A 26891-nucleotide genomic window follows, 5' to 3' on the forward strand; every position below is an offset into this window, starting at 1 on the left:
GTATAGCAGGATAACTCGCGATTAAAAAATGCTCCAACCTTCTTGAGCAGAAAGAAGTTCAAGGATTTTAAAACCGGCAATACTATTTCCGTTTGCATCTAAAGCTGGTCCGAAAATACCGATTCCCATGTCTCCTTTTACGCAGCCAAAAATACCACCGGCTACACCACTTTTTGCAGGAATACCAACACGAATTGCAAATTCACCAGATTCGTTATACATACCACATGTGACCATAAATGTTTTGCAAATTTTTGTAATATGCTTAGGGATAATTTGTTTTTTCTTATATGGATCATATCCATCCATTGCAAAAATTAAGCCGATACGTGCTAAATCGATGCAGTTTACTTCAACTGCGCATTGACGAGTATATAAATCCATAAGTTCTTCAATATCACAATCGATAATTCCGTTTTGTTTCATATAATAACAAAGTGAACGGTTTAGGTAAGCTGTCTCTAGTTCTGAATCGGCAACTTTAGAGGAATAATTAATAGTAGGATTGTCTGTTATTTCACGTACAAAATGAAGAATACGTTCCATTTTTTCCTCGTTATCTTTTCCTGCTAACATGCTTGTAATAGCTAAAGCTCCTGCATTTATCATTGGATTAAGGGGTTTGGACGGACTTGTCGTTTCTAACTTAATAATAGAATTAAATGGGTCACCCGTTGGTTCCATTCCAACTTTAGAAAATACATATTCTTCACCACGGTCTAAAAGGGCAAGGGCAAGTGTAATTACTTTGGAAATACTTTGAAGAGTAAATAGTGTTTGTGAGTTGCCTGCATGGATATATTCTGTTTCTTTATGGAAAATGGCAATCCCTAAATCGTCTGGATTTGCATTTCCTAGTTCGGGGATATAAGTAGCAAGTTTTCCTTTTTTCGTATATGGTTTTACTTGTTCTAACAACTGTTGTAAGTTGTTTGTTTCAATGCACTGCATAGTACCAACGCTCCTATTTTGAATTAACTAAGTTTACTTTTCCCGATATGCTCGGAAATAAATAATAACATGAAAAAGTGGAATGATAAAACGAAAGTTCAATGTGCTATAATAGGTCTTTCGTTTCGAGTATTCTGTATTTTAAAAAGGAGAATTTTCCTTTTATATAACAGTTTGGAAATAGGAGATTTATCCATAAAAAGTTCAGAAATAAAAACTACACATCTATACAACTATATGTTATTATGGTTATGTAATAGAAAGCGTTTTCTAAAGCGTACTTATAATGATAACGATTTCATAAATTTAATTAGGGGGAATTAAAATGTTGCAGTTTTTACAACGTATTGGTAAAGCTTTAATGCTTCCGATCGCAGTACTACCAGCAGCAGGATTATTGCTTCGTTTAGGGCAACCAGATGTATTTGATATTCCTGTTATGGCACAGGCCGGCGCAGCAGTTTTTGATAACTTAGCACTTATTTTTGCAATTGGTATTGCAATCGGTCTTTCAGTGGATGGTAGTGGTGCAGCAGGTCTTGCAGGTGCAATTGGTTATCTTGTTATGAAAAATAGTATTGATGCACTTAGCAAAGGATATTCAACTGCTGAATTACAAGGTAAATTAGGTAAAGTCCAAGATTTAATAGGTAATAGCGCAAATGTAGATCCATCTAAGCTTGCGGATACAATGACACAAGTATCTAAGGCTGCTGAATTATCGACTAAAGTAGATATGAAAGTCTTAGGTGGTATTATTGTTGGTGTTATAGCAGGACTTCTTTATAATAAATTCCATAAGATTAAACTTCCAGAATGGTTAGGTTTCTTTGCTGGAAAACGTTTCGTTCCAATTGTTACATCAGTTGTGATGCTGATATTAGGAATTCTATTTGCACAAATTTGGCCAACAATTCAAAATGGTATTGATGCATTAGCTCATGGAATTGTTAATTTAGGTGCAATTGGTTCAGGACTATTTGGTTTATTAAACCGTTTATTAATCCCAATTGGTTTACACCACGTAATGAACACATACTTCTGGTTTGTATTTGGGGACTTTACAAATGCAGCAGGTAATGTTGTTAATGGTGATATTGCTCGTTTCCTTGCAGGTGACAAAACAGCAGGTATGTTTATGACTGGTTTCTTCCCAGTTATGATGTTCGGTTTACCAGCAGCATGTTTCGCAATGATTGCAGCTGCTAAACCAGAAAAGCGTAAAGCAGTTACTGGTATGTTAGCTGGTCTAGCATTAACTTCATTCTTAACTGGTATTACAGAGCCTATTGAATTCTCATTCATGTTCTTATCACCAGTATTATATGGTATTCATGCTGTATTAACAGGTCTTTCTTTATTCATTACAACATCGCTTGGCATTCATGATGGTTTCTCATTTAGTGCCGGTGCAATTGATTACGCTTTAAACTTCGGTATTGCAACAAAACCAGTCTTACTAGCAGGTATTGGTTTAATTTACGCAGCAATTTATTTCATAGTATTCTACTTCTTAATTAAGAAGTTCGATTTAAAAACTCCTGGTCGTGAAGATGACGATGAGTTAGTTGAAGATGGTGATGCACCAGTTGCAGGTTCAATTGGTGAAACTTACGTAGCAGCTTTAGGCGGAAAAGAAAACTTAACAGTTATTGATAACTGTGCAACACGTCTACGCTTACAAGTAAAAGATGCTGGTCAAGTAAATGAAGCAGCATTAAAACGTGCTGGTGCAAAAGGTGTTATGAAATTAAGTAATACAAGTGTACAAGTTATCGTAGGTACAAATGTTGAATCTGTTGCCGATGATATGAAAAAACATGTATAAATAATGAGATAAGAGGATGTCCAAAAAGATTGATAACATCAATTTTTTAGAGGATATCCTCTTTTTTTTTGTTAATAATTTAACGGGAATCTTACTTTTGTAAATTTTCTTTTTCTTTTTTGTACATATAGGTTGGTAATATGTGCAGTGCGTGATAAAGTAGGGATGATATAGAATGGATTATCCATAATCTACTAAAATAAATCTTTAATAGAGGAATTAAATTATTGGTGAGTAAGGGGAAAAAAGCAATTATGGATCAGGAAAAAAATAATGCGAATGGGAAAGTACGTCGGCCGATTGTATACATCAAAAGAACAATCATTCTCGTCTTACTATTATCACTTGTATATTTCATGTATACAAAAATTGTTGCGCATAATAAGAAAGAAAAAACTTTAAAAGCGGCAGCAGAAATGAAGAAACAAGAAGAGCTAAAAAAGAAAGAAGAAAAAAAGAAACAAGAAGTACAGAAGCAAAAACAAAAAGAGCAGGAAGAACAAGTGAAGCAAGCGCAAGTTGCGGAACAGCCTGCTGAAGGACCACCTCAAGAAATTAATGAAAACGCTCAATTGGACCAGTATTTAAAAAACGCAGGCTTTAGCGGGACAGCTGTTATTGTGAAGAATGGAAAAGTTCTTTTGAATAAAGGATACGGTATGGCAAATAAAGAGCAGCAAGTACCGAATAATTCAGAGACGACTTTTTATATTGGTTCTATTTCAAAGGCGTTTGTAGCAACTGCTATTATGCAGTTGAAAGATCAGAATAAATTACAAGTAGAAGATACTGTTGCAAAGTATATTCCAAATTTTCCTCAAGGTAATAGTATTCAGCTAAAACATCTATTAACACATACATCAGGGATTCCCGAATATGAGCAGGGAAAAGAAGATATTTCTCATGAAGAACTGATAAAGCGGATAGGAAATCAAAAGCGTATTGGTGGTCCAGGAGAGAAATGGAAGTATTCCGATTCGAACTACTCCATACTTGCATACATTGCCGAGAAGGTAAGTGGACAGTCGCTCGAAGAATATATTAAACAACATATTTTTGCTACTGCGGGTATGAAACATTCTGGTTTTGGCACAGCGTTAGAACAAACAAGATTCCCATCAACGGGTTATAAAATAGTAAATAATAATATGACAACACCTAATATTCCGAGTATGTCACAACTATATGGTTGTGGTGATATATATACGAGTGCACATGATTTATATTTATTTAACGAAGCGTTATACTCTGGAAAGTTAATTTCAAAAGCAAGTTACGATCAAATGTTTACAGCCGTGAAAAAGGATTACGGATTTGGCTGGTACGTAGACCCAGGAAGCTATTCGAATCATGGTGTAATGCCAGGTTGGAATTGTTTAAATGGATTTAGTAAAAACGGTAGTGTGTACGTTGTTTTATTATCTAACATTCAAAACAATATTAAATCATTTGGTAAAGTGAATAACGATATATATACGATGTTAAGAAATATTGAAGTGTAAGAAACTATCCTTTTGGATAGTTTTTTTTATGCCCTGAACCAAATATTTCTTTTAGAAAATGTATGTCTTACCTATCACAAAAATATCTATTTTGTATACATTAAGATGTATGGATGTATTTTTATAATTTAAAAATAATAGGAGGAGAAGTATATGTGTCTGTTCAGTAATTATTGGAAAAAGTTATCAAGATTGTTTAATAGACAATTAGATTATTTTTTAGATAATAAGTTATTGCCTGCTGTGGAAAGACTTTTATTTTCGCAAAACTTCGCGAGGTTTATTCAAAGAAATTCCAAGCAAGCTACAGAAGAATTTATTAAATCAAGTCAATTTCAATCTATTATTTGTAACATTTTAAAAGAATGTACTACATCACCTTTTAAAGAAATTGCAGAGCAGTATTTAGGTAAAAACGTAGAAATTACTGTGACAGTGGGACAGTTAACAGGCGTTATTGTAGCAGTTGGTGATGACTTCTTAACATTGCAAGAAGGAATAGGAACAGAAGTTTTATTACCATTTACAAGTATTATATCAATTAAAGAAGCGTAAGAAAGGAGCGTTATATATGTTATTTACTGATGAATTACGTAACCATGTTGGGGAACTAGTGCAAGTTGTGACAGCTGTAGAAATCATTGCAGGCGTTCTTTTATCTGTGACGGATGGGGCAGTAATTGTTCGTACTTCTCCTTCTTATGGACCACCAGAAGATGTAGTTGTGCGTATTCCTATTATTGCTTATGTTCGCTTGGAAGGGTAAGAGTGATACAAGTATGAGAGTGTCAGTTGTTATTCCAGTGCATAATGAAGCAAGTACTTTATCAAAAGTTTTAGTAGAAGTAAGAAAGCTCGAACCATATGAAATTATCATAGTAGATAATGGATCGACAGATGGTACGAAAGAAATAGCGCTACAGCATAATTGCCGTGTAATTTATTATAGATATTCCCTTGGTAATGATGTGGGACGGGCAATTGGTGCTAGAGAAGCAAAAGGTGAAATTGTTTTATTTTTAGATGGTGATATCGTCATGAAAAGTGAAGAATTATACAATTTTATTAAAGGAATACAGCAAGGACATGAGATTGTTTTAAATAATTTAACATGGTCCGTTTATTTGAAGATGAGACCGCATTATACGACGGTTGGAAAATATATGTTAAATCGTTATTTGAACAAGAAGGAGTTTGTTGTAGGATCTTTAATTGCAATACCACATGCGATAAGTCGTAAAGTGATTGAAAAACTGGGGTGGTGGAATTTAGCAGATCCAGCATTATTTCAAGCGATGGCGATGTCTAGAGGAGTAGATATTTCTGATATGGCTTCAGTTGATGTCATTTACACAAATAAAGTTCGTCCTGTCCATACGGGCACATCACCTGGCTCTCCTTATCCGAAAGCGACTAGTCGTATTATGGGTGATCATTTGCGTGCTTTACAATACGTAATCGAAACATACGGTAATCGCGGTGGTTTTTCAGAGGACAATAGAGATAGAGCGTTTGTAGGAAAGTATAAACCAGTTTTATTACAAAAGAAAAAAGCGAAATATAGTGCCATTATCCCGGTATCAGAAGAAAAAATAACTATAAGGTCTGTTATACAAGAAGTGAAAGAAGCAGGTGTAGATGAAATTATAGTTGTCGCAAATGGAGCAGATGTTGAGACTGTTAAACAGGCAAAGCTAGAGAATGTTATTGTAGTTGAATTTACGAAGGCGCTTGGACATAATGTAGCACGAGCAATAGGGGCTATGCATGCTACGGCAGATATTTGTTTATTCGTTGATGGTGATTTTGTTATTCCAGCAAAAAAACTCACTCCATTTTTACATGCTGTTGAAGATGGAAATGACGTGGTGTTAAATGATTTACAATGCTTATTAGATATGTTTCATCCAGCAGATCCAATTAGTATGGGAAAATACTTTTTGAATTTGGTAGCGAAAAGACCAGATTTATGGAATAACTCACTAACTGCTGTACCACATGCCATTCATAAGAAGGTAATAGAGAAAATAGGATATGACTCCCTTATCATTCCGCCATTAGCACAAGTGAAAGCTATTTTAGAAGGATTCTCTATTACAACAGTAGAGTTAGTAGATGTTATAAAAACAAATCGAGTACGTCCAGAGCAACACGAATTTGTAAATGGGCGTATTTCAGCGTTTGATCGTATTTTCGGTGATCAACTTGAGGCGGTTACGTATTTATTACAACGTACGGACGAACGTGGTGGCTTTACTGATGGAGATAGAGATAGAGATATCATTCAACAATTGAGAAGGGAAGAAGAGAATACAAATGAATAGTAGTAAAGTAGCTATTATTGGGTTAGGGTATGTTGGCCTTCCTTTAGCGGTACATTTTGCAGAAAGAGGGCATACAGTACTTGGATTAGATAAAGATATTAGAAAAATAGACTCAATTATAAAAGGAGAAAGTTATATTCCAGATGTTTCTTCTAAAGAGTTACAAAGTTTATTGACGAAAAAAAAATTAACAGTAAACACACCGGATCAAGGCATTGCTGATTTTCAAAGTAGTGATTATGTTATTGTCACTGTCCCGACTCCAATTAATGAACAAAGAGAACCAGACTTAAGTGCCCTCATTTCAGCTTCGCATTATATACAACAAAACCTTCAAAAAGGACAAACCTTCATTTTTGAAAGCTCCACATATCCAGGCACACTTGAAGAAGTCATCATACCTATTATTTCTCAAAATAGTAACAAGGTAGGGGAAGATTTCTATATCGGATATTCCCCTGAGAGAATTGATCCAGCAAATAGTCAATATTCAGTTCAAGCTATTCCAAAAGTTATTAGTGGACAAACAGAAAAGTGTAGACAAAAGGTACAGGATTTATATAGTACCATTTTTGACGAAGTTGTACCTGTTAGCTCTCCGAAAGTAGCAGAGATGTGCAAGCTATTTGAAAATATTCAGCGCTTAGTTAACATTTCTTTAGTAAATGAACTAAACACACTATGTGAAAGTTTAGGCATTGATTTTTATGAGGCCATTGAAGCGGCATCTACAAAACCATTTGGGTTTACTCCATATTGGCCAGGGCCAGGGATAGGGGGACACTGTATTCCAGTAGACCCTTTATATTTTCAATGGAGAATAAAAAAGAATGGGGCAATTAGTCAATTAATTGAGGCAGCACATATAATTAATGAAGAAATGCCAGAGAAAATGGTCCGGAAAGTAAAAAGTGTGGTGCAATCACCTGCAACGGTGTTAATTGTAGGGATTGCGTATAAAAAAGATGTAAATGATTTGAGAGAATCACCAGCGTTACCGATTATTCAATTATTAAGAAATCAAGGATACGAGATAGAATATCATGATCCTTATATTTCTTTCGCGGAAATTGGAGATAAGGTGTATCAATCTGTTTCTTTAGATGAAGAAAAAGTTAAAAAAGCGGATTGTATTTTAATTTTAACAGATCATTCTAATATTGATTGGAAGCTTTTTAAAGGAATGGACCGAGTAATAGATACACGCGGGATTGTAAAGAAGGTGAGTAAATGAGTAAGAAATGTTTAATTACAGGTGGGGCCGGATTTATCGGGTCGCATTTAGCTGAAGAGTTGATGAGAAGAGGTTATGAGGTCACTGTTGTGGATAACTTTTATAAAGGTAAAAATAAGTACCATAAAGAGTTAATGAAAAAAATCCGTGTTATTCCAATAAGTGTTTTAGATAAAAATTCTATTTATGAATTAGTAGATCAGCATGATGTCGTGTTTCATTTAGCAGCAATTTTAGGTGTGAAAACAACAATGGAAAAAAGTATAGAGCTCATAGAAACGAATTTTGATGGGACGAGAAATATTTTACAAGCAGCGTTAAAAGGAAAGAAGAAAGTAGTTTTTGCTTCTACTTCAGAAGTATATGGTAAGGCCAAGCCGCCTTTCTCTGAAGAGGGAGATCGATTATACGGGGCAACTTCTAAAATTCGTTGGAGTTATGCAGTTTGTAAAACGTTGGAAGAGACATTATGTTTAGGATACGCATTGGAAGGTTTACCGGTAACGATTGTTCGATATTTTAATATTTATGGTCCAAGAGCGAAAGATGGTCCGTATGCAGGGGTAATCCCGCGATTTATTAGTGCGGCTTTGCAAGGAGAAGACATTCTCGTATATGGAGATGGAAAGCAGACACGTTGTTTTACGTATGTGAGTGATGCGGTAGAAGCAACAATTCGGGCAATGGATGAGAAGGTAAATGGTGAGATTATTAATATAGGTTCTGAGAATGAACAGAGTATAAAAGAAGTAGCAGAAGTAATTAAAAAATTAACGAATTCTTCTTCGAAGATTGTACAAGTGCCTTTTGAAGAAGTATATCCTCATGGTTTTGAAGAAATTCCAAATAGAAGACCAGATGTAACAAAATTAAAAAAGCTTGTTCAATTTCAGGCGAAAGTAACGTGGGAAAACGGATTGAAGGAAACAATTAAGTGGTTTCGTGAACAAAACAATGGCTAAGTCATTATCTGTTATTATTCCTGCATGTAATGAGGTCGATACGATTTCAGACGTTATTCAATCGGTAAGACCATTAAATCCAGTAGAAATTATTGTAGTAGCAAACGGTTGTAATGATGGAACAGAAGATGTTGCAGATCGTTTAGGGTGTAAAGTAATCAAACATACAGAGCTACTAGGGAACGATGTTGGACGTGCAGTCGGCGCAAAACATGCGATAGGTGATGTATTACTATTTATAGATGGTGATTTTGCTATTCAAACTTCAAAATTAAAATTATTCCTTAATCCGATTTTATACGATCAGGCAGATGTAGTTTTAAATAATTTGGATGCATTATTTTTAAAAAGGCAAAAACCTACTTCTATTACAGTATGGCGCCAAATATTAAATGCAATGTTAGAGCGTGAAGAATTAAAAATTAATTCTTTATTAGATGTACCTCATGCGCTGACGAAAGAAGTCGTTCAAAGCATCGGATATGAATGTTTTGTTAATCCTATTGTGGCTCATTTACGCCTACTTCAAAGTAAATGGAGAATTAGTCGTCATTGCGCCATTGACGTTATTACGCCAAATAAATTTCGTCCATTCCAGCATGCTGCATATGGAACAAATCTTTCCCAATCTGAAAAAAGAATGATAGGTGATCATATAGAAGCAGTAGCGGCACGGATATTAAGCAGTGATGAGCGCGGAGGATATTATGATGGAAATAGGAAAAGGGATAGTGTCTATCATACTTTAAGTTTTGAAGAGTTTTATCAAGGATGGGGCGTCACATCTAATTTGTATAAAGGAAAGCAACTATCTGTTGTTATTCCCGTACAAGATGAAGAGAAAACAATTGGAAACGTTATAGAAGAGCTTCGCAAAATTGAACCCTTCGAAATTATCGTTGTCGTAAATGGTTCGTCAGATAAAACGAAAAAAATTGCAAAAGACAAAGGGGCAACGACAATTGTATATAAAGAAGCACTCGGAAATGATGTAGGGCGCTCACTTGGAACTTATTTTGCCAAAGGAGAAATTGTGTTATTTATAGACGGCGATTTTATTATTCCAGCGAGTGAGCTATATCCTTTTGCAAAAGCTATAGCAGATGGAAAGGACGTCGCATTAAATGATTTAAATCACTATTTAGATTTAAGAGTACCACTTCATCTTGTAACTGCATTTAAGTATGCACTAAATTTAGCTTGTGATAGAAAGGATTTAGGGGTAGGCTCACTTATTGCGGTACCTAATGCATTTAGCCAAAAGTGTTTGAAAGCAATTGGGTATAAATCTTTATTGTCACCTTGTGTAGCACAAGTGAAGGCTCTTCTGTCTGGATTTGAAATTGCATGTGTATATCGTGTTGAGGTTGATAAGATGAACCGTATTCGTCCCAGTGAACATTTCGCAAAAATAGGTCACCCTCCAGCTGTACTTCGAATTATAGGTGATCATATAGAGGGACTAGAGCAAATAATTTCATTAACAGACAATCGTGGCGGATTCTATGATGGCAATAGAAAAAGAGATGTTTTATAGAAGTAACAAAAAAGTGTACAACATGTGTACACTTTTTTGTTCTGTTATAAAAACTATAACAGATTAGGAGATAAGAGTATTACAGCTCTACAATGGGTATTGTTCTTATATTACAAAATAGGACTCGTATATAAGGATACCAAAAAAATACAATTAAGGAAAGGGTTAATTTTAAAGACTTTTAAATGAAGTTAACACTATATATATAGTAGTTTGCTCAATATTTCACAAACATGTCACAACTATTTCGTTCACTTTCGTAAAAAAGTAGTATTCTAAGTGTGTAAGCTGTTATATAAAAAATCTTAGTCCTGTAATAATCAAAAATGGAGGAGATTAGGATGACTCAAGTATTAGAAAATGTTAAAAACGCATGGGAAAACTTTAAAGGTGAAAAATGGAAAGCAGAGATTGATGTTCGCGATTTCATTTTAAATAATGTAAACGTTTTCGAAGGAGACGAATCTTTCTTAGCAGAAGCAACTGAAGCAACGAAACAACTTTGGGATCAAGTAATGGATTTAACAACGAAAGAACGTGAAAACGGTGGCGTTCTTGATATGGATACAAAAATTGTTTCTTCTATTACATCACATGCCCCTGGATACTTAAATAAAGATATTGAAAAAGTAGTCGGTTTCCAAACTGATAAACCATTTAAACGTTCTTTACAACCATATGGTGGTATTCGTATGGCAGAACAAGCTTGTGAATCTTATGGATACGAAATGGATAAAGAACTTAGTCGTATTTTTAGAGATTGGAGAAAAACTCATAACCAAGGTGTATTTGATGCATACACACCAGAAATGAGAAATGCACGTAAATCAGGTGTTATTACGGGTCTTCCAGATGCATACGGACGTGGACGTATTATCGGTGACTATCGCCGAGTAGCGTTATATGGTATTGATCATTTAATTGAAGCGAAAAAAGCTGATTTAAATTTAACTGGCGGTGTAATGAGCGAAGATACAATGCGTTTACGCGAAGAGTTATCTGAGCAAATGCGTGCACTTCAAGAGTTAAAAGAAATGGCCGCTTCTCATGGCTTCGATATTTCTAAGCCAGCAACAAACACGCAAGAAGCATTCCAATGGTTATACTTCGCATACCTTGCAGCGATTAAAGAGCAAAACGGGGCTGCAATGAGTCTTGGGCGTACTTCTACATTCTTAGATATTTACATTGAAAGAGATTTAGCAAATGGTACTTTAACAGAAGAAGAAGTACAAGAAATTGTAGATCACTTCATTATGAAATTACGTCTTGTGAAATTCGCAAGAACACCTGATTATAATGAATTATTCTCTGGTGACCCAACTTGGGTAACTGAATCTATCGGTGGTATGGCATTAGATGGTCGTCCATTAGTAACAAAGAACTCATTCCGTTTCTTGCATACATTAGATAATTTAGGACCAGCTCCAGAACCAAACTTAACTGTTCTTTGGTCTAAACAATTACCAGAGAACTTTAAAAACTACTGTGCGAAAATGTCTATTAAAACATCAGCAATTCAATATGAAAATGATGACATTATGCGCCCTGAATACGGCGATGATTACGGTATTGCATGTTGCGTATCTGCAATGAGAATCGGTAAACAAATGCAGTTCTTCGGAGCTCGTGCAAACTTAGCGAAAGCATTATTATATGCGATTAACGGTGGTAAAGATGAAAAATCTAAAGCACAAGTTGGTCCTGAGTACGCACCAATTACTTCTGAAGTATTAAATTATGAAGAAGTTATGCATAAGTTTGATATGACAATGGAATGGTTGGCGGGTCTATATTTAAACACATTAAATGTTATCCATTACATGCATGATAAATATAGCTATGAACGTATTGAAATGGCACTTCATGATACAAACGTTCTTCGTACAATGGCAACAGGTATTGCTGGTCTATCTGTAGTAGCAGATTCATTAAGTGCAATTAAATACGCAAAAGTAAAACCAATTCGTGATGAAAATGGTATTGCAGTTGACTTCGAGATTGAAGGAGATTTCCCTAAATACGGTAACAATGATGATCGTGTAGATGAGATTGCTGTAAATCTTGTAAAAACATTTATGAATAAACTTCGTAAACATAAAACATACAGAAATTCTGTTCATACAATGTCAATCTTAACAATCACATCTAACGTTGTATACGGTAAGAAAACTGGTAATACTCCAGATGGCCGCCGTACTGGAGAACCATTTGCACCAGGTGCGAACCCAATGCATGGACGTGATACAAAAGGTGCATTAGCTTCATTATTATCTGTGGCTAAATTACCATATGAAGATGCACAAGATGGTATTTCTAATACATTCTCTATTATTCCGAAAGCACTTGGTAAAGAAGATGATGTACAAGTACGTAACTTAGTATCAATGCTTGATGGCTATGCAGTAAAAGAAGGCCACCACTTAAATATTAACGTATTTAACCGTGAAACATTAATGGATGCAATGGAACATCCTGAGAAATATCCACAATTAACAATTCGCGTATCTGGTTACGCTGTAAACTTTATTAAATTAACTCGTGAACAACAAATTGATGTAATTAACCGTACAATGCATGAAAGCATGTAAATGAAAAAAGTGTCCCTTCGCTCTTAATATATAGCGAAGGGAGGCTGTTTCAATAAAGGAGGAAGTAACATGGTAAAAGGAAGAATACATTCTGTAGAGTCTTGTGGTACTGTTGATGGCCCAGGGATTCGTTATGTCATATTTACACAAGGGTGTTTATTACGTTGTCAATATTGTCATAATGCTGATACGTGGGAAATCGGTAAAGGTAAAGAAATAACAGTTGAAGAAGTGATGCAGGATGTGACATGTTACCTTCCATTTATTGAAGCTTCCGGAGGCGGTATAACAGTTAGCGGTGGAGAGCCATTATTACAGCTAGACTTTTTAATTGAGTTGTTTAAAAAGTGTAAAGAGGCTGGTATCCATACAACAATCGACTCTTCTGGTGGTTGTTATTCTGAGGAACCAGAATTCCAAAATAAGCTAGATATTTTAATGGATTATACAGATTTAGTTTTATTGGATCTGAAACATATCGATTCCAAAAAGCATCGTAAATTAACAGGGAAACCAAATGAACATATTTTACAATTTGCTCGTTATTTATCGGATAAGAATAAACCGATTTGGGTACGACACGTATTAGTTCCTGGTGTTACGGATAATGAAGAGGATCTACAAAAACTATCTAGCTTTATTCAAAGTCTGTCTAATGTTCAAAAAGTTGAAGTGTTACCATATCATAAGCTTGGTGTATATAAATGGGAGGCGCTTGGACACAAGTATCCACTCGCAAATGTAGAACCACCTACTGAGAAAAATGTAGAACATGCTAAATATATTTTACAAGCGGTCTAATCCAAATATTGGATTAGGCTTTTTGCTTTCTTTACAATAAAATCTAGAGTATATATTGATAAAAGAGTATACTGAAAATAGAATATCCATAATTTTGTACGGAATAAATGGAGAAATTTACATAATTGTAAAGGGAAATCAAAATAGTAAAAAGAATTAAGAAGTAAAAGAGTGAGTATCATGGAATAGAGAACATTTGTAAGTTATTGCGAAAGCTCTTATAGGAAAGTATAATGTAAAGATATGAGCACAGATAGGATTAAGGGGTCAATCTTATATGCTTTGCATATCCACGACAGGTACATAGCTGAAAGGGAATTATTAGAATCTGTTTATGTAATTTTTAAGGAAAATGTTTTTCCTATTGTCGTATATGCAATATGGAGAAACAAAAAGCTAGGAGTGGATTTGTTTGATAAAAAACCCCAAGGTTTTAATATTAACTGCACATTACGGTAATGGTCATGTGCAAGTAGCAAAAACATTAGAACAAACATTTCGCCAAAAAGGAATTGAAGATGTTATTGTATGCGACTTGTTTGGAGAATCACATCCATTTATAACTGACATTACAAAATATCTATATTTAAAAAGTTATACAATAGGAAAAGAATTATATCGTTTGTTTTATTACGGGGTAGAAAAAATTTATGATAAGAAAATAGCATCTTGGTATGCGAACTTTGGAAGAAAACGTTTGAAAACACTGTTACAGGTGGAGAAACCAGATATTGTAATTAATACATTTCCAATTATCGCTGTACCAGAATTGAAGAAACAAACAGGTATTTCAATTCCTGTCTATAACGTATTAACGGATTTTTGCGTGCACAAAATATGGATTCATCGAGAAGTAGATCGTTATTTTGTTGCAACGGATCATGTGAAAGAATTGATGGTTGATATCGGTGTACCTGCGGAACAAATTGTTGAAACAGGAATTCCAATTCGGAGTAGTTTTGAGTTAAAGGTAAATCCAGAAATCATATATAATAAATATCAGTTATGTAAGAATAAAAAGATTTTACTAATTGTAGCAGGTGCTCATGGGGTATTAGGAAATGTAAAAGAACTATGCCAATCATTTATGTCAGTGCCTAATTTACAAGTAGTTGTCGTTTGTGGGAAAAATGAAGCTTTAAAACAGGATTTATTAAGTTTACAGAAGCAAAATTCCGATGCATTAAAAGTGTTTGGGTATGTTGAAAATATTGATGAATTATTCCGTGTTACTTCTTGTATGATTACGAAGCCAGGCGGAATAACATTAAGTGAAGCAGCAGCGTTGCAAGTACCTGTCATTTTATATAAGCCTGTTCCAGGACAAGAAAATGAAAATGCGATGTACTTTGAAAGAAAGGGAGCAGCAGTTGTCATTCGCGATGATAGTGAGGTTTTTGCAAAAACAGAGGCATTATTACAAGATGATGTGAAGCTTCTTCAAATGAAAGAAGCAATGAAAAGCATCTATCTTCCAGAGCCAGCTGGTCATATTGTAGATGCAATTTTGGCAGAAAATCATGCAGAACCGCGTCATATACCTATTAAATCACCTGCTCTTGCACAATCTTTTACTTAATATGAAACCCTCTTTGTATATGTAAAGAGGGTTCTTTATTATTTTTAAAGAAAATTTAGCAAGTTATCCACAAAAGGATTGCGCTTTCATTAAACAGTAAAGTCGGAATATTAACAACTATATCCACATTGTCCACAATTTTTAGAAAAATATCCACAATTAAAACAGCTGATATATGCTTTAATATAGAAAAATATTAAATGTTTTTGAAAATTACTAACAATTTCATCGGTTTTGTGGATAAAGTTGTCCACAGCAAAAAAGTCCCTTATGTATAAGGGGCTTTTTTGCTTACTTCTATCAGTCGAGAAAATTATGTAATGAAAATGAATAATTAGGGGGGAAATTTCTAATTATTCATTTTCACTTTAAATGCTTTTCGAGCGATATCCTGCTGCACGATCTGCTTTTTGAAATTCGCGTTGATAGAGAACTTCTTGTGTACTAGATAATGTGTTTTTTGCTTTATCACGTTTCTTTTTATCCATTACAAATCACCTCGTGTCTTAAAGTTACTATTTATCGTTTCCAAAGACATGAGGGGATATACGCATATGGAAAATGTTAACGATTGATTATCATTTCAGAAAATTTAGATTACGCTTCTTTTAATTGATGAGCATCTTGGAAGGTTGTATCTCGCATTGTAGCAAGTGTGTATTGATCTTTTGGAATTTCATATAGGTTATACACTTCTTCGTTTGCGTTAATTTCATCATATACGGCTTTTCTTGTTTCGTTTGCTAGATTCACATATTGTAGTTTTTCTGCAGCTTTAATAGAACGAATATTTATTTTACGAATACGCATGAAAATTGTTTCAATATCTAATTCATAGAAAAGTTCACTAAAAAATGAATCTTTTGCCAATTTGTTATAGCCTTTTCCATGATATGGTTTGCCAAGCCATGTCCCGAGAAATCCAGCTTTTTCTTGCACATCAAATAAAGTAATTGTTCCGATAGGGTTACCCCATTCATCTAAAATTGTGCGTGAAATTAATTCACCACGCTCTTCAGCTTCAATCGTTTGTTTCGTTAAGAATAAATATTCTTCATAAGAATAAGCCTTTTGACGCACAAAAGGGAAGACAGCTGGATCCACCATTAACTCGTATAGAACGTGGCTGTCGTGTAAGTCGCGTTTTTTCAACATACTAACTCCTCCTCACACGAGGGTAGCATGACGAAAAAACACCCCACCCTCGAAATTTTTATATCAATCTTTAAAAAATTTCGGGGTGGGAATCGAACCCACTAGAACCAGTTTCTAACGCTGGTGGCGCACCATTTGCCTTCCCCATTCATCAATTTGAAAATGATAATCACGACACAAATTGATTATGGTTTCATTCAGTTTATAATCGTATAATACTTTATCTAGTCAAAAAAATAAACTAGTTTTTTTTATTTTTTTTGTAAATTATTTTTCCATCAATCATAGTTAGTACAGGCTTGGCTAAATAATGGAAAGGATGATGAGTCCATAGCACGAGATCGGCGTCTTTTCCAACTTCGATGCTTCCAATTCTATCCTCTAAACGTAAATTTCGTGCTGGGAATATGGTGATTCCTTCTAGTGCTGTTTTCTCGTCTAACCCTTCTCTTACTGCAACAGCAGCGCAAACATTTAAATATTGAATGGGTGTATAAGGATGATCTGTTGTGATAGAAACTTCCACACCATTTTTTGATAATATATGGTAAGTATCCCATGTTTTATTTTTTAGTTCGATTTTAGAACGGCGTGTCAGAGTGGGACCAACTGAAACCTTCAAATTGTGTTTTGAAAGTTCTTCAACAATAAAGTGTCCTTCTGTGCAATGTTCAATGCGTAAATCGAGATTGAATTCTGTTGCAAAGCGTAGAGCAGAACTAATATCATCTGCTCGGTGAGCGTGGATACGTACGGGTATTTCACGACGTAATGCTTTTAAAATAGGAAGCATTCGAAAATCAGCTTCGTGCCCGTAGTGTTGTGCTTCATAGAATGATTCCCGAAGTAACCCCATAATCCCCATACGTGTAATGGATTCTTTTGTTCCATTACTATGGACTTTTTTAGGATTTTCTCCAAAGGCAATCTTTAAACCAGCAGGTTCTTGAATAATCATATGATCAATACAAGTTCCAGCTGTTTTTATTACACAAGTAGTACCCCCGATAATATTTTGACTGCCAGGCATAACGTGAACGGTTGTAATTCCGTTTTGTACAGCGTCTTGAAAGGCAATATCTAAAGGATGGATTCCATCTAAAGAACGAATATGTGGTGTTGAAACTTCAGATGTTTCATTGGCATCATTTCCAGCCCAACCAGTACCTTCATCATAGAGACCAAGGTGAGTATGGACATCAATAAAGCCAGGTAAGAGATGGAGTGCTCGTGCATCTATAACGGTCATATCTTGAGTAGGTGGAATAAAAGGTTTGACCTCGGTAATTCGCTCTCCTGTAACGAGTACATCTCCTTGAAACTTTTGAGATGTAATAGGGTATACAATGGCTTGTTTGAGCAATATTTTCATAGGTACCTCATTTCTGTTACTTTATAATGCTAATGGAAGTTAAGGGAAAGTAACTGAAAGGTTATTTGTATGGTAATGCTTCGGATCCTAGAAAATGAAAGTTTTGAAAGAGCCCATGTAAAATTGTGTTTTAGAAGTACTACATTGTATGCGAAAGTATATTTTGTAATGCATGGTCTATTTCTGGAAATGTGTATTGGTATCCATGTTCAATTGCTTTAATGGGTAATACACGTTGCCCTTCTAGTACAAGTATGCTCATTTCACCTAATAAAGTTTGAATGATAAAAGAAGGTACAGGCAACCAATGAGGCTTTTTCATTATAGTTGCAATGGTTTCTCCAAATTCCTTCATTCTTATAGGTGTTGGTGCTGTCATATTAAGAGGACCATCAATTTCTTTTTTGTGTATAATGAAATCCATCATACGAACGACATCGTCTATATGAATCCATGATAACCATTGCTTCCCAGAACCAATGGTGCCGCCGATATAGAATTGATAGGGAAGTAGCATTTTTGGAAGAGCTCCTTCATTTGCACCTAATACAACTCCAAATCTTGCGTAGATTGTTCGTATTCCGAGAGAACGTGCTTTAGATGCTTCTTGTTCCCATGAATATACTGTATTTGCTAAAAAGTCATTTCCAGGAGTCTCATGCTGTTCTGTAAAAGACTCTATTTCAGACGTTCCATAGTATCCAATAGCACTTGCGTTAATAAATGTGTGTGGCTTTGTATGGAGTCCCTGCAATTGTTTAATGAGTCCTTTTGTTGTTTGAATTCTACTGTTTAAAATGGCTTTCTTTTGTTGCTTTGTCCATCTACTATTAATAGACTCTCCGGCTAGATTAATAACTACATCAATAGAAGAGAGGGGGAAGGTTTGTAAATCTGGTGTCCATTGAACATACTGAAGGTTAGGATCGGAAGTTTCAGTAGTTTTTTTTCGTGTGAGAATGTAAACAGTATATCCTTTTTGAATAAAAAAAGTAGAAAGGGATTTACCGATAAAGCCTGTACCACCAGAAATTGCGATTTTCACAAGTATTTCCTCCTCATTATATATATTCTTGAAAAGAAAAAATGTTCCTCGACTATGTTAAAATAATAGAGAGGTGAGAGTATGGCTGTCATTACAAAAATAGAAGTACAAAAACGATCGAAAGAACGATTTAATATTTATATTGATAAAGGTCAAGGCGAAGAGTACGGATTTAGTGTGGATCAAGTAATCTTAATAAAACATGGATTACAAAAAGGTTTAGAAATCGATGAAATCGAGTTAGGAAATATTTTGTACAATGAAGAAGTACAAAAAGCATATTTACAAGCAATCTCCTATTTATCCTATCAAATGAGAACAAAACAAGAAATAGAAGATTTTTTACGAAAAAAAGAAGTGGGACAGGCCATCATCTCTGAAGTCGTTTCGAAATTATTACATGACCGATATATTAATGATAAAGAGTATGCTGTTTTATATACGCGAACGCAAAGTAATGTGAATCGAAAAGGTCCAACTGTTATTAAAAGAGAGTTATTAAATAAAGGTGTTCAGGATTTAATTATTACACATAGTTTACAAGAATATCCGAAGGAAAAGCAAATTGAGAATGCCTTGTTTCTCATAGAGAAGAAGAAAAAATCTTATCAAAAACATTCTTTTTTACAAATGAAACTAAAGTTAGATGAGATGCTTGTTCGAAAAGGATATTCTAGAGAAGTAATTCAAATTTGTTTGGAAGAATTGAAAGACGAAAAAGATGACGAAAAGCAACAAGAAGCGTTACACTATCATGGGAATAAATATTATGAGAAATATAAGAAGCATGATGGATGGACATTTGAAAACAAGATGAAACAAGCGTTATATCGAAAAGGATTCTCTATTGATGAAATCGAGATATTTTTGCAAATGAAACGCGAAGAGGAATGAGGAGAATAAGATGAATATGCCAAAACGCTACAGTGAAATGACACCGCATGAGCTAAGGGAAGAAATTGGCGCTTTGAAGGAGCAAGCAGTAAAAGCTGAGCAGCTTGGGATTGTCAATGAATTTGATGTATTAATGAGAAAAATGGCAATGGCTCGTGCTTATATGACGGATATAAACAAATTCCGTATTGGTGAAACATATGAATTAGTAGAAGAACCTGGTGTATTATTTAAAATTACGTATTTCAATGGGGTATTTGCTTGGGGATATAAGCAAAATGATAATGAAGAGATTGGCATACCAATTTCCTTATTGCAAGAAAAATAAAAACCAGAGAGCATATATCTCTCTGGTTTTCATCTTTGGTAGGCGTTAAAGGAGATAGGAGATTCTAAAATTGGCGTTTTTTACATTCATTTGCCAATATAATGAGAGACTGGGTTTGTTGCGTCTGTCCGTTAACTTGCGCTTTCGCATGTTTTGGACGAGTCCACGTATGGTTAAATAATTCAGAACGACTATCTAAGCGATCACGGTAGCTCATCTTTATCACCTCGTGTAGGAAGTTAATTTAATTTGTATTACTCTTCCTGCTGATTTGCAGCACGCATACGTTCTTGTGGGTGCGTGTTAATTGTGCCGTTAGGTCGTTTCGAAGCGAAGCGTGATTTCGCTTTCGGTTGACCGTCGATTTTGCTGTTGTTTTTTGACTCAGACCAAAATTCGGCTTGTTTACCCATTACGAACGCCCTCCTCATTATCGGTTGATACCTCTTTAAGAAGTATCAATTATAGAATGTGCAAAATTGAAGAAACTATCCTTTAGAAATGAAGGGATAAATAGGTAAAAGGAGATTATAATATGAATGATATTTATGAAACATTAACGAAAGAATTATTAGACAAGAATGACAAGCTTTCTTACGCACAAGCTCGTGCGTGGGTTGAGTTACTATGGGAAGATTTTCAAACAACTTATGCAAAATCAGGTCGTTATCAAGGCGATGAAATGACGGAACAAGTGGTACGATCATGGATTAATAATCATGGTGTACGCCTTCATGAAATGCGTACAAATAATCCGAAGTATAGTCATTTAATTAATCAAGAAGATCATTTGAAACATTAAAAAAAGCGACTTAAGTCGCTTTTTTTAATGTGGAAGTAATTCCAGTTTTTTTCGAAGCTTTTCTTCACTAAAGATCCATCCTGTATAGGAACTAATAATATTTAAATTGTGGTCGAGCTGAACGATTGCAACAAATGGATAATAATCTTTACTTCGATATCGTAAATCAATGAATCGTACTTCATAATAATGGTCATGATCAAAAATATCCCAGCGATATACAGGAGAGAAAGATAGAAAGGCCGAGATGTTTTCATCTTGTTTAGCTGCTCGCATAATATTATTGTCTGGGAACGGTACCCGATCGAACTTATCATATATCATGATGTTACCACGGTGCCATCTCGCAACGTAGTAATAATCAGCCGTAACGATTGCTAAATGGTAATGGTAAAATCGGTAAGAAGGAGAAATGATAATCTTTTCGACATTTTTGAAACGTTTGTGTACAACGCTTCTTATATTTCTGTGCATCATAATCCGTCCGATATAGTAAACAATCATTAATATATATGCCGCTAAAGCTGTATATCCCTTATGAGAACCGACGAGCATGCAAGCAATTGCAAGTATATGGATAAAGAAAATTACGGTGTCGAATGTATTAATCACGCCGAGTGCGACCCATTTTTTTGTGAAAGGCCGTAATGCTTGTGTACCATAGGCATTGAAAATATCTACAAAGACGTGAAGGAAGACAGCAATAAATGACCAAAGCAGTAGATGAAGATATGGAGCGTCTGAAAAGAAGGCGAAAGAGATGCCACTTATAAGGAATGACCAAAGAATTACCGCAGGAATAGAATGAGTAATTCCACGATGATTTCTTATATATTTAGCGTTATTACGCAATTTTAAAACTGTGTCAATGTCAGGAATGTTGGAACCAGCAATTGTAGCAAGCATAACAGCTTGGGGGCCAATATCACTTTGTGCTATGGCTGGATCTAATGTTGCTAAGCTACCTAAAGTGATCCCCATAACAAGGTGAGTGGCTGTGTCCATAGAAATCCACCTCCGTTTTTTATTAATGTAACTCTTTTTATTCGATACCTCAAGTCCTTTGCCTTCTATTTCCTGTATCATCTTACTTAAATTTTTTCCTAAAATCTTTATAATAGTACTTATATGCAAAAAAATGAGGGGGATCAAGTTTGACACTTGAAATACTAAACAATTTTAATATAGAGCAGTTTCAAAATGATTTAATTGGTTGGTTTGAAGAAGAACAGCGCGACTTACCATGGAGAAAGAATAAAGATCCATACCGCGTTTGGGTTTCTGAAATTATGTTACAGCAAACAAGAGTAGAAGCTGTAAAACCATATTACGCAAATTTTATGGGGAAGTTTCCTACACTTGAAGCGTTAGCGAACGCAGATGATGAAGAAGTATTAAAAGCATGGGAAGGTTTAGGATATTATTCTAGAGCACGTAATTTACATGCGGCAGTAAAAGAGGTAAAAGAAGTATACGGCGGAGTTGTACCAAGTGATGTAAAGAAAATTGAAAAGCTAAAAGGAGTCGGACCATATACAAAAGGTGCTATTTTAAGTATCGCATATGGTATACCAGAGCCGGCAGTTGATGGAAATGTTATGCGTGTATTATCTCGTATTTTATCAGTATGGGATGATATTGCAAAACCAAAGACTCGAAAAGTTTTTGAAGAGATTGTGCGTGAAATTATTTCAGTAGAAAACCCATCTTATTTTAATCAGGGATTGATGGAATTAGGTGCACTAATTTGTATTCCGAAAAATCCAGCATGCTTACTTTGTCCTGTACGTGAACATTGCAGAGGATATGCTGAAGGTGTTCAAAAAGAATTACCAGTAAAAAGTAAAGCGAAAGCTCCTAAAATGGTACCTATTGTTGCAGGTGTACTTCAAACTGAAGACGGTCGTTACGTTATTAATAAACGTCCAAGTACAGGTTTGTTAGCTAACATGTGGGAGTTTCCGAATGTGGAACTTGGAGAAGGTATTCGAAATCAGAAGGAACAGCTTATAGATTATATGAAAGAAAAATTTGAGCTCGAGGTTTCTATTGATGAATACGCAATGAATGTACAACATACGTTTACACATCGTACTTGGGATATATTTGTATTTTACGGAAAAATAACCGGTAATATTGTTGATACAGATAAATTAAAATTTGTATCAAAAGAGTTATTTGAGCAATTACCTTTCTCAAAATCACACCGTACTATTTATGAAAATTGTGTGGAGAAAATTACAATGCAATAAACAAAAAAAGTGTTCCCAATCTAGGGAACACTTTTTTAATCGTAAGAAATTTTTGTCCCATGAGTCCAACTAGCTTCACCTTCTTGTAAGCCGCCTCTTGATTTGATTTCTACTACAATTTCTTTGTAAATACTTTGCCCTTCTACATTTAAATAAGGCAGAACCTGTTGTAGTGAGTGATGAAAATAAGCTAATTCATCTTCTTTCCATTCATTTTTTGAAATCATCGTTAGTTCAGTCATATCGCGTCCTATATACATATTTACACCTCCATTTTCTATAGTTTGAATGAGTAACAAAAGTTATATGCGGAAATTTTAAAAAAGAAAATTACGGATAGCTTCTAAGTGAATTGGTTACATTATTGATTGTGGAGGTGAGAAAGATGAGTAAAAAACAACAAGGTTATAACAAAGCAACTTCTGGTGCTAGCATTCAAAGTACAAATGCTAGTTATGGTACAGAGTTTTCAACTGAAACAGATGTACAAGCTGTAAAACAAGCAAACGCACAATCAGAAGCAAAGAAAGCACAAGCTTCTGGTGCACAAAGTGCAAACGCTAGTTATGGTACAGAATTTGCAACTGAAACAGACGTGCATTCTGTGAAAAAACAAAATGCTAAGTCAGCTGCAAAACAATCACAATCTTCTAGCTCAAATCAGTAATGAAAGAAAAACACTTCTCTAATTCGGGAGAAGTGTTTTCTTTTTGCGTGGATCGTTGTAATGAAAAGAAAGCGAACGACATAACTTCTAATAAGTCAACAAATGTAGTCAAAGGAGAAGGAAGTTAACAATTAGAATTATATAATTAGGAATAATAACTGATGAATAAGTCCAAAAGGGGGTAAGTAATGAACGATTTTGATAAGTTGGTAGGGGAGCAATTAGAAACGATGGATGAGTTGTTAAAGTTACAAGCACATCTAGAGAAGTATCAACAAATCGAAATGAATGAAAAAGATACGTGCGATAAAAAAGAACTGCATTTTATCCGCCAGGAAATATATAGAACAGAAGTAGCGTTGAAGATGTTACATGAGAAATTTGAAGAACAAACGAATAGTGTAATTCAATCTTTTACAACTGAAAAAATGATTTCAAATTTAGGATAAGATATATTGTTATCTTCAGGTGAAAAGTCCTTCTTTGTATGGAAATAGAGAAGGGCTTTTTCTATTACATGTCCTCGCTTATAAATAATGCAGTACAATCCCTATCTCTTAAGAAGAGTTGGGGCATAGTATTCAACGATAAACCTCCTGCATATTCAGTTTGAAAAATAGAGTCTTATCCCTTTAGTTTTAAAATTTCGACAAAAAAGTTATAATAGAAAAAAAGTGAATGCCGTTCAAAGGGCATTTGCAGTTGAAAGAAGGGAGCATATATGGGATTTCCCAAAGAAGGAGAAAAAGTACAAATACATAGTTATAAACATAATGGCTCCATTCATAGAATGTGGGAAGAAACAACAATTTTAAAAGGGACACAGAGTCTTGTAATCGGAGCGAATGATCGTACAGTAGTTACAGAATCGGATGGCCGAACATGGATTACTCGTGAACCAGCAATTTGTTATTTTCATGCCAACTATTGGTTTAATGTGATTGGGATGCTTAGGGAAGATGGCGTATATTATTATTGTAATTTAAGCTCACCTTTTGCGTATGATCCTGAAGCATTAAAGTATATTGATTATGATTTAGATATTAAAGTATATCCAGATATGACATATACGCTTCTAGATGAAGATGAGTATGAAAAACATAGTCAAATTATGCAGTATCCACCTGTTATTGATACAATTTTAAAACGAAATGTAGCACATTTAACACAGTGGATTCATCAAAGAAAAGGTCCATTTGCACCAGATTTCGTAGATATGTGGTATGAACGATATTTAATGTACAGAAATTAAAACAAACCTGCAGGGGGCTTCCCGGCAGGTTTGTCCTATTAGAGGGGGGATTATGTGCAAGGCATAAAAAGATATTTACAATTTGTTAAACCATATCGATGGCTTATTGCTATTACAATTATTATTGGACTAGTTAAGTTCGGTATCCCACTTATTATGCCGTGGTTATTAAAGTATATTATCGATGATGTAATTCAAGGCGCAGGCTCACTTCAAGATAAAACATCTCAATTAATAACAGCGATTGGAATTGCTTTTTTTATTTTTGCGGTATTAAGACCACCGATTGAATATTATCGTCAATATTTCGCCCAACGTATCGCAAATACAATACTATATGATTTGCGGAAGCATATTTTCGGTCACTTACAAAAGTTAAGTTTACGTTATTACTCCAATACAAAAACAGGGGAGATTATTTCGCGTGTCATCCATGATGTAGAACAAACGAAGGATTTTGTAATTACTGGTTTGATGAACGTCTGGTTAGATACTGCAACAATTGCTATTGCTATCATTGTTATGTTTTCTATGAATATAAAATTAACATTTGTTGCGTTATTGATTTTACCTATTTATGTAATTGCAGTGAAATATTTTTTCGGACGTCTTCGGAAATTGACGAAAGAGCGTTCACAAGCGTTAGCGACGATGCAAGGGTATTTGCATGAACGTATTCAAGGAATGCAAGTGACACGTAGCTTTGCGTTAGAAGAGTATGAGGGGAAGCAGTTTGAAAAAAGAAATAATGAATTTTTAACGAAAGCATTAACCCATACAAGTTGGACGGCAAGAACATTTTCGGCAGTAAATACGTTAACCGATTTAGGTCCGTTACTTGTGATTGGTTTTGCAGCATATGAAGTAATTCAAGGGCAGTTAACGCTAGGAACAATGGTAGCTTTTGTTGGATATATGGATAGTTTATATAGTCCGCTTCGCCGCCTTGTTAATTCATCTACAACATTAACACAATCTTTTGCATCGATGGACCGTGTGTTTGAACTGTTAGATGAAAAATACGATATTGTTAATGTACCAAATGCGGTACAAACGAAAAAATTAAATGGAGAAATTGTATTTGACAATGTTTCTTTTCGTTATAATGCAGATGAAAAAGAGATATTACACAACTTGTCATTAACTATGCAGCCTGGAGAGAAAGTAGCGCTTGTAGGAGCGAGTGGGGGAGGAAAGTCATCTCTTGCTAGTTTGATCCCGCGTTTCTATGATGTTTCTGAAGGCGCGGTTTATGTAGATGGCATAGATGTAAGAAAGTACAATATGAGAAATTTGCGTAGTCATATTGGAATTGTACTGCAGGATAATTTATTGTTTAGCGATACAATTGGAGCTAATATTTTATATGGAAATCCGAAAGCTACAGAGAAAGAAGTGATTGCAGCTGCCAAAGCTGCGCAAATTCATGATTTTATTATAGACTTACCAGATGGTTATAATACTGTCGTTGGAGAACGTGGTGTGAAGCTATCAGGCGGGCAAAGACAACGCGTGGCAATTGCACGAGTGTTTCTAAAGAATCCGTCGGTACTTATATTAGATGAAGCAACTTCAGCATTAGATTTAGAAAATGAAAGGTATATTCAAGAAGCGCTTCAGACGTTAGCTGCTGACCGGACAACGATTATAATCGCACATCGATTAGCGACGATTACGCATGTTGATACGATTATTTACATTGAAGACGGTGAGATTAAAGAGACTGGTTCTCATGAAGAGTTAATGCGAAAAAGAGGATTTTATTACAATTTATATCAACTTCAACATATAACAGAAACAGCTCCTTTACCATAA

The 26891-nt window shown here is 34.9% G+C and carries 28 protein-coding genes and 2 pseudogenes; 21 read left to right on the forward strand and 9 right to left on the reverse strand.

What is annotated here, in order from left to right; translation table 11 throughout:
- Positions 1-21: 21 nt before the first annotated feature.
- Complete coding sequence (gene glsA, locus DN407_RS02505) at positions 22-951, reverse strand: glutaminase A (RefSeq protein ID WP_001149850.1); 930 nt, start codon at positions 949-951, stop codon at positions 22-24.
- Between the two features lie 69 nt (positions 952-1020).
- On the opposite strand from glsA, the pseudogene DN407_RS32710 reads away from it, so the two are divergent.
- From DN407_RS32710 to DN407_RS02570, 13 genes and pseudogenes are all read left to right on the forward strand, one after another.
- Positions 1021-1135, forward strand: a pseudogene (locus DN407_RS32710) (transcriptional regulator).
- A gap of 141 nt (positions 1136-1276) precedes the next feature.
- Positions 1277-2779: an N-acetylglucosamine-specific PTS transporter subunit IIBC gene (gene nagE / locus DN407_RS02515; RefSeq protein WP_000938900.1), complete on the forward strand. Its 1503-nt coding sequence runs from the start codon at positions 1277-1279 to the stop codon at positions 2777-2779.
- Between the two features lie 254 nt (positions 2780-3033).
- Complete coding sequence (locus DN407_RS02520) at positions 3034-4281, forward strand: serine hydrolase domain-containing protein (protein WP_149215980.1); 1248 nt, start codon at positions 3034-3036, stop codon at positions 4279-4281.
- 153 nt (positions 4282-4434) lie between these two features.
- Complete coding sequence (locus DN407_RS02525) at positions 4435-4836, forward strand: LSm family protein (protein WP_098382229.1); 402 nt, start codon at positions 4435-4437, stop codon at positions 4834-4836.
- A gap of 16 nt (positions 4837-4852) precedes the next feature.
- On the forward strand, positions 4853-5047 hold the full coding sequence (locus DN407_RS02530; protein ID WP_000899469.1) for an LSm family protein: 195 nt from the start codon (positions 4853-4855) through the stop codon (positions 5045-5047).
- A gap of 13 nt (positions 5048-5060) precedes the next feature.
- Complete coding sequence (locus DN407_RS02535) at positions 5061-6605, forward strand: glycosyltransferase family 2 protein (RefSeq protein WP_001266463.1); 1545 nt, start codon at positions 5061-5063, stop codon at positions 6603-6605.
- Positions 6598-7839: a nucleotide sugar dehydrogenase gene (locus tag DN407_RS02540; protein ID WP_001088932.1), complete on the forward strand. Its 1242-nt coding sequence runs from the start codon at positions 6598-6600 to the stop codon at positions 7837-7839. The genes DN407_RS02535 and DN407_RS02540 overlap by 8 nt, the downstream gene beginning before the upstream one ends.
- Positions 7836-8801, forward strand: coding sequence for a UDP-N-acetyl-alpha-D-glucosaminuronate decarboxylase (locus DN407_RS02545; RefSeq protein WP_000037023.1), 966 nt, complete (start codon positions 7836-7838; stop codon positions 8799-8801). The genes DN407_RS02540 and DN407_RS02545 overlap by 4 nt, the downstream gene beginning before the upstream one ends.
- Positions 8794-10338, forward strand: coding sequence for a glycosyltransferase family 2 protein (locus DN407_RS02550; protein ID WP_002100715.1), 1545 nt, complete (start codon positions 8794-8796; stop codon positions 10336-10338). The genes DN407_RS02545 and DN407_RS02550 overlap by 8 nt, the downstream gene beginning before the upstream one ends.
- Positions 10307-10527 (forward strand): annotated as a pseudogene (locus tag DN407_RS02555) (hypothetical protein). Before DN407_RS02550 ends, DN407_RS02555 begins: the two are co-directional and overlap by 32 nt.
- A gap of 152 nt (positions 10528-10679) precedes the next feature.
- Positions 10680-12929, forward strand: coding sequence for a formate C-acetyltransferase (gene pflB, locus DN407_RS02560; RefSeq protein ID WP_000195464.1), 2250 nt, complete (start codon positions 10680-10682; stop codon positions 12927-12929).
- 69 nt (positions 12930-12998) lie between these two features.
- Positions 12999-13730, forward strand: a complete 732-nt coding sequence (gene pflA, locus DN407_RS02565; protein ID WP_000238467.1) for a pyruvate formate-lyase-activating protein — start codon at positions 12999-13001, stop codon at positions 13728-13730.
- 412 nt (positions 13731-14142) lie between these two features.
- On the forward strand, positions 14143-15309 hold the full coding sequence (locus tag DN407_RS02570; RefSeq protein ID WP_000594688.1) for a diglucosyl diacylglycerol synthase: 1167 nt from the start codon (positions 14143-14145) through the stop codon (positions 15307-15309).
- Between the two features lie 368 nt (positions 15310-15677).
- On the opposite strand, the gene DN407_RS02575 is transcribed toward DN407_RS02570, so the two are convergent.
- The 4 genes from DN407_RS02575 to DN407_RS02590 all read right to left on the reverse strand — a co-directional run bounded on the left by DN407_RS02575 (position 15678) and on the right by DN407_RS02590 (position 18881).
- Positions 15678-15797 (reverse strand): YfhE family protein, encoded by a 120-nt coding sequence (locus DN407_RS02575; RefSeq protein ID WP_000358482.1) that lies wholly within the window; start codon positions 15795-15797, stop codon positions 15678-15680.
- A gap of 109 nt (positions 15798-15906) precedes the next feature.
- Complete coding sequence (locus DN407_RS02580) at positions 15907-16464, reverse strand: GNAT family N-acetyltransferase (protein ID WP_000914737.1); 558 nt, start codon at positions 16462-16464, stop codon at positions 15907-15909.
- Positions 16465-16705: 241 nt separating this feature from the next.
- The gene (locus DN407_RS02585) at positions 16706-17836 is read right to left on the reverse strand and encodes an amidohydrolase (protein WP_000698315.1); all 1131 of its coding nucleotides are present in this window, start codon (positions 17834-17836) and stop codon (positions 16706-16708) included.
- 139 nt (positions 17837-17975) lie between these two features.
- A complete protein-coding gene (locus DN407_RS02590) occupies positions 17976-18881 on the reverse strand; it encodes a TIGR01777 family oxidoreductase (protein ID WP_000684380.1) in 906 nt (301 codons plus the stop codon).
- Between the two features lie 81 nt (positions 18882-18962).
- On the opposite strand from DN407_RS02590, the gene recX reads away from it, so the two are divergent.
- A complete protein-coding gene (recX, locus tag DN407_RS02595; protein WP_000268502.1) occupies positions 18963-19775 on the forward strand; it encodes a recombination regulator RecX in 813 nt (270 codons plus the stop codon).
- Between the two features lie 10 nt (positions 19776-19785).
- On the forward strand, positions 19786-20103 hold the full coding sequence (locus DN407_RS02600) for a YfhH family protein (protein ID WP_001057024.1): 318 nt from the start codon (positions 19786-19788) through the stop codon (positions 20101-20103).
- Positions 20104-20167: 64 nt separating this feature from the next.
- Here DN407_RS02600 and DN407_RS02605 read toward each other — a convergent pair whose 3' ends face one another.
- Positions 20168-20320, reverse strand: coding sequence for a YpzG family protein (locus DN407_RS02605; protein WP_000122093.1), 153 nt, complete (start codon positions 20318-20320; stop codon positions 20168-20170).
- Between the two features lie 37 nt (positions 20321-20357).
- Positions 20358-20516 (reverse strand): small, acid-soluble spore protein K, encoded by a 159-nt coding sequence (locus DN407_RS02610; protein WP_000517891.1) that lies wholly within the window; start codon positions 20514-20516, stop codon positions 20358-20360.
- Positions 20517-20638: 122 nt separating this feature from the next.
- On the opposite strand from DN407_RS02610, the gene DN407_RS02615 reads away from it, so the two are divergent.
- Positions 20639-20905 (forward strand): YfhJ family protein, encoded by a 267-nt coding sequence (locus tag DN407_RS02615; protein ID WP_000998166.1) that lies wholly within the window; start codon positions 20639-20641, stop codon positions 20903-20905.
- A 24-nt stretch (positions 20906-20929) separates the two neighbouring features.
- Here DN407_RS02615 and DN407_RS02620 read toward each other — a convergent pair whose 3' ends face one another.
- Entirely contained in the window at positions 20930-21910 is a 981-nt protein-coding gene (locus DN407_RS02620; RefSeq protein ID WP_000379106.1) for a metal-dependent hydrolase, read from the reverse strand.
- Between the two features lie 149 nt (positions 21911-22059).
- Here DN407_RS02620 and mutY point away from each other — a divergent pair, with 149 nt between their 5' ends.
- On the forward strand, positions 22060-23157 hold the full coding sequence (gene mutY / locus DN407_RS02625; protein ID WP_149215981.1) for an A/G-specific adenine glycosylase: 1098 nt from the start codon (positions 22060-22062) through the stop codon (positions 23155-23157).
- 35 nt (positions 23158-23192) lie between these two features.
- Here the strand turns inward: mutY and DN407_RS02630 are convergent, their stop codons facing one another.
- On the reverse strand, positions 23193-23417 hold the full coding sequence (locus DN407_RS02630) for a hypothetical protein (protein WP_149215982.1): 225 nt from the start codon (positions 23415-23417) through the stop codon (positions 23193-23195).
- 125 nt (positions 23418-23542) lie between these two features.
- On the opposite strand from DN407_RS02630, the gene DN407_RS02635 reads away from it, so the two are divergent.
- The 4 genes from DN407_RS02635 to DN407_RS02650 all read left to right on the forward strand — a co-directional run bounded on the left by DN407_RS02635 (position 23543) and on the right by DN407_RS02650 (position 26891).
- Positions 23543-23824 carry a gamma-type small acid-soluble spore protein gene (locus tag DN407_RS02635; RefSeq protein WP_000039046.1) on the forward strand — a complete coding sequence of 94 codons (282 nt, stop codon included), beginning with the start codon at positions 23543-23545 and terminating at the stop codon, positions 23822-23824.
- Positions 23825-24012: 188 nt separating this feature from the next.
- On the forward strand, positions 24013-24273 hold the full coding sequence (locus DN407_RS02640; protein ID WP_000997577.1) for a YgaB family protein: 261 nt from the start codon (positions 24013-24015) through the stop codon (positions 24271-24273).
- 272 nt (positions 24274-24545) lie between these two features.
- Positions 24546-25076: a nucleoside tri-diphosphate phosphatase gene (gene ntdP / locus DN407_RS02645; RefSeq protein ID WP_000506624.1), complete on the forward strand. Its 531-nt coding sequence runs from the start codon at positions 24546-24548 to the stop codon at positions 25074-25076.
- A gap of 54 nt (positions 25077-25130) precedes the next feature.
- Positions 25131-26891, forward strand: a complete 1761-nt coding sequence (locus DN407_RS02650) for an ABC transporter ATP-binding protein (RefSeq protein ID WP_001161596.1) — start codon at positions 25131-25133, stop codon at positions 26889-26891.

The sequence above is a fragment of the Bacillus sp. JAS24-2 genome, assembly GCF_008274905.1.
GTDB classification, from domain to species: Bacteria; Bacillota; Bacilli; order Bacillales; family Bacillaceae_G; genus Bacillus_A; species Bacillus_A cereus.